11 protein-coding genes are annotated in these 13257 nt (G+C 61.8%); 4 read left to right on the forward strand and 7 right to left on the reverse strand.

Annotation, left to right across the window (positions count from 1 at the left end):
• Nucleotides 1–11 precede the first annotated feature (11 nt).
• From alaS to pncC, 4 genes are all read right to left on the reverse strand, one after another.
• Nucleotides 12–2636 (reverse strand): alanine--tRNA ligase, encoded by a 2625-nt coding sequence (alaS, locus tag LG30_RS0116050; protein ID WP_033131705.1) that lies wholly within the window; start codon nt 2634–2636, stop codon nt 12–14.
• 279 nt (nt 2637–2915) lie between these two features.
• Nucleotides 2916–3437 carry a regulatory protein RecX gene (locus LG30_RS0116055; protein ID WP_033131706.1) on the reverse strand — a complete coding sequence of 174 codons (522 nt, stop codon included), beginning with the start codon at nt 3435–3437 and terminating at the stop codon, nt 2916–2918.
• A 35-nt stretch (nt 3438–3472) separates the two neighbouring features.
• Nucleotides 3473–4534, reverse strand: coding sequence for a recombinase RecA (gene recA / locus LG30_RS0116060; protein WP_033131707.1), 1062 nt, complete (start codon nt 4532–4534; stop codon nt 3473–3475).
• A gap of 80 nt (nt 4535–4614) precedes the next feature.
• Entirely contained in the window at nt 4615–5106 is a 492-nt protein-coding gene (gene pncC, locus LG30_RS0116065) for a nicotinamide-nucleotide amidase (RefSeq protein WP_033131708.1), read from the reverse strand.
• 255 nt (nt 5107–5361) lie between these two features.
• Here pncC and LG30_RS0116070 point away from each other — a divergent pair, with 255 nt between their 5' ends.
• Together LG30_RS0116070 and mutS are read left to right on the forward strand one after the other, a co-directional pair.
• The gene (locus LG30_RS0116070; protein WP_033131709.1) at nt 5362–5769 is read left to right on the forward strand and encodes a Spy/CpxP family protein refolding chaperone; all 408 of its coding nucleotides are present in this window, start codon (nt 5362–5364) and stop codon (nt 5767–5769) included.
• Nucleotides 5770–6044: 275 nt separating this feature from the next.
• A complete protein-coding gene (gene mutS, locus LG30_RS0116075) occupies nt 6045–8618 on the forward strand; it encodes a DNA mismatch repair protein MutS (protein WP_033131710.1) in 2574 nt (857 codons plus the stop codon).
• A gap of 70 nt (nt 8619–8688) precedes the next feature.
• Here mutS and LG30_RS0116080 read toward each other — a convergent pair whose 3' ends face one another.
• Together LG30_RS0116080 and LG30_RS0116085 are read right to left on the reverse strand one after the other, a co-directional pair.
• Entirely contained in the window at nt 8689–10287 is a 1599-nt protein-coding gene (locus LG30_RS0116080) for a BCCT family transporter (RefSeq protein WP_033131711.1), read from the reverse strand.
• Nucleotides 10288–10296: 9 nt separating this feature from the next.
• Nucleotides 10297–10824 (reverse strand): hypothetical protein, encoded by a 528-nt coding sequence (locus LG30_RS0116085; protein ID WP_033131712.1) that lies wholly within the window; start codon nt 10822–10824, stop codon nt 10297–10299.
• A 162-nt stretch (nt 10825–10986) separates the two neighbouring features.
• Here LG30_RS0116085 and LG30_RS0116090 point away from each other — a divergent pair, with 162 nt between their 5' ends.
• The gene (locus LG30_RS0116090; protein ID WP_033131713.1) at nt 10987–11466 is read left to right on the forward strand and encodes a MarR family winged helix-turn-helix transcriptional regulator; all 480 of its coding nucleotides are present in this window, start codon (nt 10987–10989) and stop codon (nt 11464–11466) included.
• 63 nt (nt 11467–11529) lie between these two features.
• On the opposite strand, the gene LG30_RS0116095 is transcribed toward LG30_RS0116090, so the two are convergent.
• Nucleotides 11530–12111: a YjaG family protein gene (locus LG30_RS0116095; RefSeq protein WP_033131714.1), complete on the reverse strand. Its 582-nt coding sequence runs from the start codon at nt 12109–12111 to the stop codon at nt 11530–11532.
• 160 nt (nt 12112–12271) lie between these two features.
• Here LG30_RS0116095 and LG30_RS0116100 point away from each other — a divergent pair, with 160 nt between their 5' ends.
• On the forward strand, nt 12272–13216 hold the full coding sequence (locus LG30_RS0116100) for a D-2-hydroxyacid dehydrogenase (protein ID WP_033131715.1): 945 nt from the start codon (nt 12272–12274) through the stop codon (nt 13214–13216).
• Nucleotides 13217–13257 lie beyond the last annotated feature (41 nt).

Genomic DNA, 13257 nt, shown 5'->3' on the forward strand with positions numbered 1-13257 from the left:
ACCTCGCCCTCTTACAGGCGCTCTTCCAGCCAGGAGTGAACGGATTGCAGCGCCGCCGGCACGGCTTCAGGCTGAGTACCACCCGCCTGCGCCATGTCGGGACGACCACCGCCCTTGCCGCCCACCTGCTGGGCCACCAGGTTGACCAGCTCGCCGGCCTTCACCTTGGCGGTCAGATCGTTGGTCACACCGGCGATCAGGTTGACCTTGTCATCGCTGCTGGTCGCCAGCAGCACGACACCGGACTTCATCCGGTTCTTCAGCTCGTCCAGCATGCCGCGCAGGGACTTGGGATCGGCCCCGTCCAGTGCGGCGATCAGCACCTTCTGACCCTTGATCTCGACCACCTGGCTCAGCAGGTCGCTGCCGGCCTGAGCGGCCAGCTTGGCCTTGAGCTGCTCCAGCTCGCGTTCCATCATCCTGGACTTGTCCAGCAACTGGCGCACCTTGCTGCCGATGGAGAACTGATCCCCTTTCACCAGGGCAGCGGCTTCTTCAAACTGCTCTGCCAGCTGGTGCATGAAATCGATGGCGCCCTTGCCGGTCACCGCTTCGATGCGGCGCACCCCGGCGGCGACACCGCTCTCGGCGATGATCTTGAAGAAGCCGATGTCACCGGTACGCTTGGCGTGAGTACCGCCACACAGCTCGGTGGAGTAGTCACCCATGCGCACGACCCGCACATCGTCTTCATATTTCTCACCAAACAGCGCCATGGCGCCGGCGGACTTGGCCGCTTCCAGATCCATCACCTGAGTGACGACATCGTGGTTGGCACGGATCTGGGCGTTGACCAGCTCCTCAACCCGGCGAATGGTCGCCATGGTCAGGCCTTCGAAATGGGAGAAGTCGAAGCGCATGCGATCGGCCCCGACCAACGAGCCCTTCTGAGTCACGTGATCGCCCAGCGCCTGGCGCAGGGCTGCGTGCAGCAGGTGGGTGACCGAGTGGTTCAGGGCCACGGCCTGGCGGCGCTCCCCATCGACCACGGCTTCCACCACGGCCCCCTTCTCCAGGGTACCCAGCTCCAGATAGCCCTTGTGAATGATGGCCTTGCCCGCCTTCTGGGTGTCGGTCACGGCGAAGATGCCGTCATCCACCTTGAGGATGCCACTGTCGCCCACCTGACCACCGGATTCGGCGTAGAAGGGGGTCTCGGCCAGCACGATCACCGCTTCTTCACCGGCGATCAGGCCGCTCACTTCGATAGCATCCTTGTAGATGCCGACCACCTGAGTCGTTTGGCTCAGCTGCTTGTAACCGGTAAATGGGGTCTCGAAATCGAGTTTCAACACCTCGTTGTAGTTCACGCCGAAGCTGGAGGCCTCTTTGGCACGGGCGCGCTGCTTCTCCATCTCGACACGGAAACCTTCTTCGTCGATGCCGATCTCGCGCTCGCGCACCACGTCGGCGGTCAAGTCCGCCGGGAAGCCGTAGGTGTCATACAGCTTGAACACCACCTCACCCGGGATCACCTTGGCATCCCCCAGGTTGGCCAGCACGTCTTCCAGCAGCAGCAGGCCTCTGTCCAGAGTGCGGACGAACTGTTCCTCTTCGATGCGCAGCACGCGCTCGACCAGCGGCAGCTGGGCGATGAGCTCAGCGCCTACGTCCTTCATCTGTACCGCGAGTTCGGCGGCCAGCTTGTAGAAGAACACCTCGGTGGCACCCAGCTTGCGACCGTGACGCACGGCGCGGCGGATGATGCGACGCAGCACATAGCCACGGCCTTCGTTGGACGGCATCACGCCATCTGCCACCAGGAAGGCGCAGGAGCGGATGTGGTCGGCGATGACGCGCAGGGACTGGTTGCTCAGATCCTCGGTGCCGACGATCTCGGCCGCCTTCTTGATCAACGCCTGGAAGATGTCGATCTCGTAGTTGGAGTGCACGCCCTGCATGATGGCGGAGATGCGCTCCAAGCCCATACCGGTGTCCACGGAGGGACGGGGCAGCGGTTCCATGGTGCCGTCAGCCTGACGGTTGAACTGCATGAAGACCACGTTCCAGATCTCGATGAAGCGGTCACCGTCTTCTTCCGGTGAGCCGGGAGGGCCACCCCAGAGGTGGTCGCCGTGGTCATAGAAAATCTCGGTGCAGGGGCCGCAGGGGCCGGTATCGCCCATCTGCCAGAAGTTATCGGAAGCGAAGGCGGCGCCCTTGTTGTCGCCAATGCGCACGATGCGCTCGACCGGCACGCCGATTTCATTGGCCCAGATGTTGAAAGCTTCGTCGTCCGTTTCATAGACGGTCACCAGCAGGCGCTCTTTGGGCAGCTTGAGGGTACCGGTCAGGAATTCCCAGGCAAAACGGATGGCGTCCTGCTTGAAGTAGTCACCGAAGCTGAAGTTACCCAGCATTTCGAAGAAGGTGTGGTGACGAGCGGTATAGCCGACGTTTTCCAGGTCATTGTGCTTGCCGCCAGCCCGCACACAGCGCTGGGAAGTGGTGGCTCTGTTGTAGGCACGCTTGTCTGCGCCAAGGAACACATCCTTGAACTGGTTCATCCCTGCGTTGGTGAACAACAGGGTCGGATCGTTGTGCGGCACCAGCGAGCTGGAGGAGACAACCTGGTGCCCCTGAGAGCGGAAATACTCGAGGAACGCGGAACGTAACTCTGACGTGGACATATACATGGAAAATCCTGCTTGATTCGGATACGGACTTTTAATCGCAATAATGTAAGTTTTCTGCGGGGTAAAGTAAAACGTACCGGCTCGTGCCGGGTGAAAAAGCACGCATCGTCCGCAACGCGGGAGGAAGGCATGGCCATGCCGCCAGAGGCGGCGGCCATAGGAAGTGGGTACTTGCAACTGAAGGTCTGACCAGAACGGGGGTTCTGGGGCAGGACCTCGGTATGAGATGGCTGGCGGGAGACGGCCATCCGCCAGTCAGATCACACGATGACGGGACTGCTAGTCGCCCCGTTCCTGCATGGCGGAAAGGGCATGACGGGCCTGCTCCTGATTGAAGCCTCGCCCGAGCAGGTACTTTAGCCACTTCATCCGCACCTTGAAGTCACCCAGATCGCTCGCCCTGGCCCGACGTTGCAGCAGTTCGGCTGCCAGTTCGAACCAGTCCAGTTCAGGCTGCTCGAATGCGGTCTCTATCTGGGTATCGCTGAGCCCCTTGCGGCGCAGCTCGAAGCGGATCTTGATGGGGCCCTGCCCCTTGGTGGCACCGGCCCGCACCGCCATGGCGCCATAGCGCTCGTCATCGACCCAGTGATAACCGCGGCAATAATCGAGCACCGAGCCGATCACCTCGTCGTTGAAACCCTGTTTGCGCAAGCGGTTCGCCAGCTCGGATTCGGCGCTCTCCCGGCGTGCCAGGCTGCGCATGGCAAAGGCGCGGGCCGCGGCAAACATCTCCTCGAATGAGGGTTCTTCTGGGGGGACTGGGGTATCGGCGGGTTCTGACATGGATTCATCGACCATAAATGACAAGGCCGGGGGTTAGCCCGGCCTTTCTGTTACTCGAGTTCTTCGCCCTCGGGCTCGAACTCGTCGGCCTCGATAGCGGCAGGTTTGTCACCCACCGGCGCGGCGCCGGAGAGCAGCAGTTCGCGCAGCCTGGCTTCCACTTCGGCCGCCATGGCCTTGTTCTCGGCGAACAGCTTCATCACGTTGGCCTTGCCCTGACCAATCTTCTCGCCGTTGTAGCTGTACCAGGCACCCGCCTTGTCGATCAGCTTGTGCTTGACGCCCAGGTCCACCAGCTCGCCCTCCTTGGAGATGCCGGCACCGTAGAAGATCTGGAACTCGGCCTGCTTGAAGGGCGGGGCCACCTTGTTCTTGACGACCTTGACGCGGGTCTCGTTACCGACCACTTCATCGCCATCCTTGATGGCGCCGATGCGACGGATGTCCAGGCGCACGGAGGCGTAGAACTTGAGCGCGTTACCACCAGTGGTGGTTTCCGGGCTGCCGAACATGACGCCGATCTTCATCCGGATCTGGTTGATGAAGATACAGAGGCAGTTTGCGTTCTTGATGTTGGCAGTCAGCTTGCGCAGCGCCTGGGACATCAAACGAGCCTGCAGGCCGACGTGGGAATCCCCCATCTCGCCTTCAATTTCCGCTTTCGGTGTCAGGGCGGCCACGGAGTCGACGATGATGACGTCGACGGCGTTGGAGCGCACCAGCATGTCGCAAATTTCCAGCGCCTGCTCACCGGTATCCGGCTGGGAGATCAGCAGCTCATCGACGTTGACCCCCAGCTTGGCGGCATAGATAGGATCGAGTGCATGTTCCGCATCGACGAAGGCACAGGTCTTGCCTTTCTTCTGGGCTTCTGCGATCACCTGCAGGGTCAGGGTCGTCTTGCCCGAGGATTCCGGACCGTAGATCTCGACGATACGACCGCACGGCAGACCGCCGATACCCAGCGCCACGTCCAGGGAGAGAGAACCGGTGGAGATGGCTTCGATGTCCATGGTCTTGCTGTCGCCAAGACGCATAATGGAACCCTTGCCGAACTGCTTTTCAATCTGGCCCAGCGCAGCCGCCAGTGCCTTCTGTTTGTTCTGATCCATGCCAATCTCCGCTGGGAATCGTGATGAAGAAGTGAAGTTGGGCTAAGTATACTGTTTATGCATACAGTATCAAGCCCAATTTATCTGAGCAGAGCCAACAAGCCGGACAACGCCTGCCTGACGGCCTGCCGCCGCACCTGCTGCCGGTCGCCATCGAAGCGGGCCAGCAGGGAGTGATGACGACCGCTCTTGTCTACCCAGGCAAACCAGACGGTGCCGACCGGCTTGTCATCGCTGCCCCCACCCGGCCCGGCGATGCCGCTGATGGCGACGCTGATGGCCGCATCCGAGCGGGCCAGGGCGCCCCTGGCCATCTCCAGCACCACGACCTCGCTGACGGCACCGTGGCGCAGCAGGTTGTCGATGCTGACCCCCAGCATCTGCTGCTTGGCCTCATTGGTGTAGGTGACGAAACCTCTGTCGAACCAGCCGGAGCTGCCCGCCACCTCGGTGATGGCCGTGGCGACGCCGCCGCCGGTGCAGGATTCCGCCGTGGCGGCCATCCAGCCCCTCCCCGCCAGCGCCTCCCCCAGCTCCTGGGATAAGCGGATAATTTCAGCTTCAAGCCCCATGGTCGTACCCTCTTTGGCCCTTTTCAGGCGAAATATGGGGCCCATTATGCAGTTGTCCCCAAGCCCGGGCAACCGGCCGGGAACCCGCTACGTCCCGTCTTGGCCCAGGACAGCAACTGTCGCAGGCTTTGCGGGCAAGCTCCGCCATATCAGCTAGTTACCCCCGCTTAAGCTCCAGTACATGGGGGCTCCCTATAATCAGCAAGCACCGCCGCGTATGCGGTTTTATCCTATGACAAGCAGGAGTAAAGACAGATGAAGCATCAGTTCAAAGTCGCCGTTGCCGCCCTGGCGATGTGCTTTGCAAGCAATACCTTTGCCACCGAGAGTGCCACTGACCTGCAGAGCGAGACCACCTTGGCCCAGGAGCTGAACCTGTCCAGCGCCCAGACGGAGCAAATCAAAGGATTGCGTGAGCAGACCGTGAATAGCCTGAGCTCACTCAAGCTCGACGCCATCGGCCAGGACGTGATCGTCAACATGATCAAGTCGGGCAAGTGGGATGAGGCCGCCGCCAAGAAACAGCTGCAGACCATCAGCGACATCCAGGCCCAGGCCCGTTACTATCGCGCCTTCTATCTGTTCGAAGTCAGCAAGGTGCTGACCGCCGAGCAGAAAGCCAAGCTGCACGAGATGATGAGTGGCGACGAAGCCATGTACTAAGCTCAGCCCCTGAGTCGGCTCCCCGCCATTGACGGCGGGGGACCATCAACATCTTCCCCTACTGCCTTTATTCTCACCCCGCCAAACTTTCTCTTAGCTTCACACCCGATACTGACACCTGACAGCCCTCTCCCCCTTTTACCGCCACCCCATTCGCAATACCCCAAAGACAGAGATTCCCCCTCACCATCCGGCCTCGAGCATGTAGAATAGCGGCCAGATTCAGACCCATTACGGCAGACGCTTGCCCGCAAGAGCACCCTCTGGAACAGCACATGACAGCACAATACCAAGCCCCCAACGCCGCCCTCGGCGCTCACACCCCCATGATGCAGCAGTATCTTGGTCTCAAGGCCGAGAATCCGGAGATCCTGCTGTTCTACCGGATGGGCGACTTCTACGAACTCTTCTATGACGATGCCCGCAAGGCCTCCCAGCTACTCGACATCTCCCTGACCAAGCGCGGTCAATCCGCCGGCAGCCCCATTCCCATGGCGGGGGTGCCCTATCACGCCATCGAGGGCTATCTCGCCAAACTGGTGCAGCTCGGCGAATCCGCCGCCATCTGCGAACAGGTGGGGGATCCCGCCACCAGCAAGGGGCCGGTGGAGCGCAAGGTCATCCGCATCATCACCCCAGGCACCGTCTCCGACGAGGCGCTGCTCTCCGAGCGCCAGGACAACCTGATCGCCGCCGTCTATCACGATGGCCGCCGCTTCGGCTACAGCACCATGGACGTCAGCTCCGGCCGCTTCTTCATCAACCAGTTCGACAAGGAAGAGACGCTGCTGGCCGAGCTGCAACGCACCAACCCGGCCGAGCTGCTCTACCCGGAATCCTTCGAGTTCCTGCATCACGTCGAGGGTCGTCGCGGTCTGCGCCGTCGCCCCGAGTGGGAATTTGAGCTGGGCACCGCCCGCAAGCTGTTGTGCCAGCAGTTCGGCACCCAGGATCTGGTGGGCTTTGGCGTCGAGCAGAGCGAGACAGCCCTGTGCGCTGCCGGCTGCCTGATGCAGTACGTGAAAGACACCCAGCGTACCGCCCTGCCCCACATTCGCGGCGTGCGCCTTGAGCAGCCGGATCACGCCGTCATCATGGATGCCGCCACCCGCCGCAACCTGGAGCTGACCCAGAATCTGGCGGGAGGCTATGAAAACACCCTGGCCGAGGTACTGGACAGGACCGCCACCCCCATGGGCAGCCGCTTGCTCAAGCGCTGGATCCACCAGCCGATCCGGGATCGGGTGATCCTCAAGGGACGGCAGAGTACCATCAAGGAGCTCATCGAGCAGAACCTGTACGACGATCTCGGCGCCCTGCTGCGCCAGGTCGGCGACGTGGAGCGGGTGCTGGCGCGCCTAGCCCTGCGCAGTGCCCGCCCGCGCGACCTGACCCGCCTGCGGCAGGCGTTCGCGCAACTGCCCGAGCTGCAAAGATTGTTGGCCGACAGCGAACACGAGGCGGTGCAGCAGCTCGGCGAGCGGGCCAGCACCTTCCCCGAGCTGCTGGACTTGCTGGAGCGCGCCATGATGGAGGTGCCGCCCGTGCTGATCCGCGATGGGGGCGTCATCCGTGACGGCTTCAATCAGGAGCTGGACGAGCTGCGGGATCTGGCGAACGGCGCCACCGCCAGCCTGGCCCGCATCGAGGAACGGGAAAAGACCCTGACCGGTATCAACACCCTCAAGGTGGGCTACAACAGGGTGCACGGCTTCTACATCGAGGTGAGCCGCGCCAACAGCCATCTGGTGCCGGCCCACTACATCCGCCGTCAGACCCTCAAGAACAACGAACGCTACATCATCGATGAGCTGAAGAAGTACGAAGACAAGGTACTCACCGCCCAGGCCCAGGCGCTGGCACTGGAGAAGCGCCTCTACGAGGAGCTGCTCGACGCCCTGCTACCCCACCTCGGGGATCTGCAGGAATCCGCCGCGGCCCTCGCCGAGCTGGACGTGCTGGCCAACCTCGCCGAGCGGGCCGAGACCCTGGATTACCGCTGCCCGCAGCTCATCGACGAGGAGCAGATCCTGATCGAAGGGGGCCGCCACCCGGTGGTGGAGCAGGTGATGAGCGATCCCTTCATCGCCAACCCGATCCGGCTGGCCCGGGAGCGGCGCATGCTGATCATCACCGGTCCCAACATGGGCGGTAAGTCCACCTACATGCGCCAGACCGCACTCATCGTGCTGCTGGCCCACATCGGCGCCTTCGTCCCCGCCGACAGCGCCCGCATCGGCCCCATCGATCGCATCTTCACCCGCATCGGGGCGTCCGATGATCTGGCCTCGGGCCGCTCCACCTTTATGGTGGAGATGACCGAGACCGCCAACATCCTCAACAACGCCACCGCTCGCAGCCTGGTGCTGATGGACGAGATCGGCCGCGGCACCAGCACCTATGACGGCCTGTCTCTGGCCTGGGCCTGCGCCGAGCAACTGGCGAGCAAGATAGGTGCCTACACCCTGTTCGCCACCCACTACTTCGAGCTGACCCGGCTGCCGGAGCTGATGGAGGGGCTGGCCAACGTTCACCTCGATGCTGTGGAGCATGGGGACACCATCGCCTTCATGCACGCGGTGCAGGAGGGGGCGGCGAGCCGCTCCTACGGCCTACAGGTCGCGGCGCTGGCGGGAGTGCCGAAAGCGGTGATAAGCCAGGCCCGCCACAAGCTGGCGGAGCTGGAGAGTGCCGCGCCGGCCCCCACCAGCGGGAAGACACGCAAGGCCCCGCCAGTGCCGATAGCCCAGCCCCACCCCGTGGTGGAGGAGCTGGCCGCGGTGCGCCCGGACGAGCTGAGCCCGCGCCAGGCGCTGGATCTGCTCTACCGTCTCAAGCAGCTGCTGTAACCGGCTCAGCCAGCACAGGATGCAAAAAGGGGAACCTCACGGTTCCCCTTTTTCATTTCACTCTGTCGGACTAGGCCGGACCAATCCTGTCCATCAGGCTCATGTGGGAGGAGCCGTCGTGGCGCTTGAGCTTCTGCCGGTATTCAAACTGGTGCTGGCTCTCCTGCTTGAGCCCCAGCATCAGCGAATAACACATGGCCAGCATGATCAGCGAGAAGGGCAGAGCGGCTATGATGCTGGCCGCCTGCAGGGCCGCCAACCCGCCGGACACCAGCAGGATGGCCGCCACCAGCCCCTGCCCCAGTCCCCAGATGGCGCGGTGCAGCACGGGGGGATCCTGATCGCCGATGGAGAGCAGTGTCGTAATCACGAGCGTGCCCGAGTCACTGGAGGTGATGAAGTAGGTGCAGATCAGCAGGGTCAGCACCCCCTTGGCGATCCAGCCGAAAGTGTCCCAATGCAGCAGTTCCACCGTCTGATAGAGCGCCAGGGTCACATCTTTATTGACCGCGGCCACCACGCCGCCGCCGCCGAACAGCTCCAGGTTCATGGCGGTACCGCCGAACACGGTCAGCCAGAACATGCCGAGCAGGGAGGGCACCAGCAGCACGCCGAGCACGAACTCGCGGATGGTGCGGCCCTTGGAGATGCGGGCGATGAACATGCCGACAAAAGGTGCCCAGGCGATCCACCAGCCCCAGTAGAAGGCGGTCCAGCTCGATTGCCAGGCCGAGGTGCCGTTGGCTTCGGTGTTGGTCCAGAAGCTGAGCTTGACGATGTTCTGCAGGTAGTCACCGATGTTCTGCACATAGGCGTTGAGGATGTAGGTGGTCGGGCCCAGCACCAGGAAGAGGCCAAGCACGAACACGCTGAGCCAGATGTTGAGTTCGGAGAGCAGCTTGACCCCGCGTCCCACGCCGGACACCGCCGACAGGGTCGCGATCAGGCTGATGCCGCCGATGAGCCAGAGCTGATTGGACTGCGACACCGCCATGCCGAACATCTGGTTGAGGCCGGTGTTCATCTGGGAGACGCCGAGGCCGAGGGAGGTCGCCACCCCGAATACTGTGCCAAACACCGCCAGCACGTCGGCGGCATGCCCCCAGAAGCCGTAGATGCGATCGCCGAGAATGGGATAGAGCACGGAGCGAATGGCCAGCGGCAGCTTGCGGCGATAACTGAAGAAGGCCAGCGACAGGCCGACGATCACATAGATGGCCCAGGGGTGCAGGCCCCAGTGGAAGAAAGTGAGGCGCATGGCGATCTGGGCCGCCTCCGGGGTCATGCCTTCGGTGATGAAGGGATTACCCTGCAGGTGGTTCATGGGCTCGGCGATGCTCCAGAACACCAGACCTATGCCCATGCCAGCGCTGAACAGCATGGAGAACCAGGCGAAGTAGCCAAACTCCGGTACCTGGTCGTCGTCGCCCAGCCGGATGCTGCCAAAGCGGCTGAACATCAGGTAGACGGCGAAGAACAGGAACAGGGCGACCACCAGAATGTAGTACCACTTGAAGCCTGCAATGATGTTGTCCTTGGCGCCGACGAACCAGGCCGCGGCTGTCTCCGGCACGAAGACCCCGAACAGCAGGAACAGGGTGATGACGGTCAGGGCCGTCATGGCCATGGTGGGATTGAGGCCTTTCAGTGGCCCTTTGGTTGCTCGCATCTGGCCTCCTTAGTCGTTGTTGAAAAAGTCTTCACCCACGTGATCTCCCGCCCCGCCGATGGCGCGATAGACCAGGCGGCCTGCCACCTGCTCACGGTGATCCACCAGGCTGACCGAAGGTTGGCCGTTCACCGCGTGGCGCTTGCCGAGGAAGATGGCCATGGGCATGCCCAGATTGGAGATGCCGCTGGTGATCCAGAGCCGGTTGAAGTCGTAGGAGCCGCCGATGAACTCGAGCTGGGCCAGGCCGGTATCGAGGCCGGTCAGGTAGAAGTTCATGGCGCTCTCGTCGGGGAAGAGGTGAACCAACACATAGGCATAGCGCAATTCATTCACCAACTCCTTTAGGCTGAAAGCACCTGTCTCGCTGCAGGAGAGCGGCAACTCGCCATCGTAGTGGTGCACCTTGAGGTTGTTGGGGTCCTCGTCATAGACGGGTTGATAGCGCACGAAGGCCGAGGTATCAGGCAGCTCATAGCGCACCCTGACGACCTTTAGTCCGGCCACCAGCGACTTGATATCCAGTGCATCATTCATGTATTACTCCTCGAATATCGGGTTAAAATTCGGAAATTGTCCGACAACCTAACACATTATTCATTAGAGCAGAAATGATTACACCAAAAACTATATTGACCTTGTGACGAATTAGGCGGACAATTTTGCGCCTCTCAACTGCCCTGCCACGACCCAGATCCCATGGAAAAACATGATGAAGTGCTGGTTGCCCTGCGCCAGATCATCCGTGCCATCGACATGCACTCCAAACGCTTGATCAAGGAAGCCGGACTGACCTCGCCGCAGCTCCTGCTGCTCAAGGGGATCAACGAGCTGGGGCAGATCTCCATGCGCCAGCTGGCGGATCACACCAACATGAGTCAGGCCACCGCGACCACCATCATGGACCGCCTGGAGAGCCGTCAGCTGGTGCAGCGCATTCGCAGCAGCACCGACAAGCGCAAGGTACATGCGACCCTGACTGACGCAGGCCGTGCCCTGCTGGCCCAGGCGCCCACCCCGCTGCAAGAGAGCTTTATCCAGCGCTTCCAGGCGCTGGAAACCTGGGAGCAGGGCCTGTTGCTCTCCTCCCTGCAACGCATCTCGGCCATGATGAATGCCGATGGCATCGATGCCGCCCCCGTGCTGAGCGTCAGGCCACTCACCGAAGAACGGGCCTGAGGCAGCAACGGACATAAAAAAGCTCCCTATCGGGAGCTTTTTTCTTTGGAATCCTCAGCGGAATCACTCTTCCAGGCTGATGCCGATGTTGGAGACACCGTCTTGCGCCGCAAACTGGCGAATGGCCAGGATGCGCTCGCTGTCGCGCTCATGGGCCACCCGCTTGAGCAGCTCGACCTGAAACTCCAGTTCGGCCTCGATGTACTCGTGCTCGTACAGCTCTTCGTCGGTCAGCTCGCGGCCTTCCAGCATGTCGATGAAACCGGCCACGGTTCCCACCGAAGCATGGCTGGCATCTTCGGCTTCTTCCCCCACCCGGCAGATCACCGAGTTGTAGGCACAGCCCAGTGCCACACAGGCATCCAGCGCCGGATAGGCACCGTAAGATTCAAACTTGCCTGGCTCGGGAATGTAGACCTCAAATGCCTCCAGAATGGCGCCCAGATTGACCCGGGATCCCTTCACTGTGAGGTAGTTCCACATCTGATCCAGCGCATGGCGAAATGCCTTCGCATCACCAAAACCGGCCGCCTGGGTAAACAGCACATAGTTGGGGTACATGCGCTCTGCCAGCGCCAGGGTGTAGACGGTCTGTTGCCAAGGCTGTAGCTCGGCCAGTCGCTTATAAAACTTGTCACCAAACACTGGAGTCGGATCCTTTGCAAAATGTGGGACGGATTGTAGCCCACGAGGGCCTTGGCGAAAACGAAAAAGCACCCGGCTCGGCTATCTTGCCCGATCAACTGGGGTAAGATGGAAACAGTACCTCCTCCGCCGTGCCATAAACATGATAAGGAACAAGAGTATGAGCCAACGTACCCTGCTTCTGCTCAGCCAGGACAACGCCCACTATGAACGCCTGCTCAAGGCGGCCCACCTCCCCCATCTGCGCATTCTGCGGGCCGACAACCAGAGCGAGGCCGAGAAACTGATCGGGGAGGCCCATATCCTGATGGCTGAGCCGGCCCGCGCCAAGCCGCTGTTGCCCAAGGCCGGCAAGCTCGGCTGGCTGCAATCCACCTATGCCGGGGTCGATGTGTTGCTGGATGCCAGCAGCCGCCACGACTACCTGCTGACCAATGTGCGCGGCATCTTCGGCCCGCTGATGAGTGAGTACGTGTTCGGTCACCTGTTCAGCCTGTCGCGCCAGTTGCCACTCTATCGTGAACAGCAGCAACAGAAGTTGTGGCAGAGCCATCCCTATCAAGGCCTGAAAGGCAAGACCCTGCTACTGCTCGGCACCGGCAGCATAGGCCAGCACATCGCCCAGACCGGCAAGCATTTCGGCATGAAGGTGCTTGGCATCAGCCACAGTGGCAATGAGAGGGCGGGCTTCGATCAGGTGTATCAGCTGCCTGCGCTGAACAAGATGCTGGCCCAGGCCGATGTCATCGTCAGCGTGTTGCCGGCAACCCGCGAGACCCGCCATCTGTTCACCGCCGAACGCTTCAGACATTGCAAGCCGAGCGCCATCTTCTTCAACGTCGGTCGGGGCAATGCCGTGCACGAGGGGGACCTGCTGGAGGCGCTGCGTACCGAGCAAATCGCGATGGCCGTGCTGGATGTGTTCGAGCAGGAACCCCTGCCCGCCACCAGCCCGCTCTGGCACCAGCCCAATCTCATCATCACCCCCCACAACAGCGCCTATAGCTTCCCGGAAGATGTGGCCCAGATCTTCATCCGCAACTACATCCGCTTCATCGAGGGCCAGCAGCTCGATGGCCGGATCGACTTCGACAAGGGCTACTGAGCCCTGGCTGCAATGAAAAGGCCCCGCCAATCTGGCGGGGC

It is taken from the genome of Aeromonas aquatica (assembly GCF_000764655.1).
Taxonomy (GTDB): domain Bacteria; phylum Pseudomonadota; class Gammaproteobacteria; order Enterobacterales; family Aeromonadaceae; genus Aeromonas; species Aeromonas aquatica.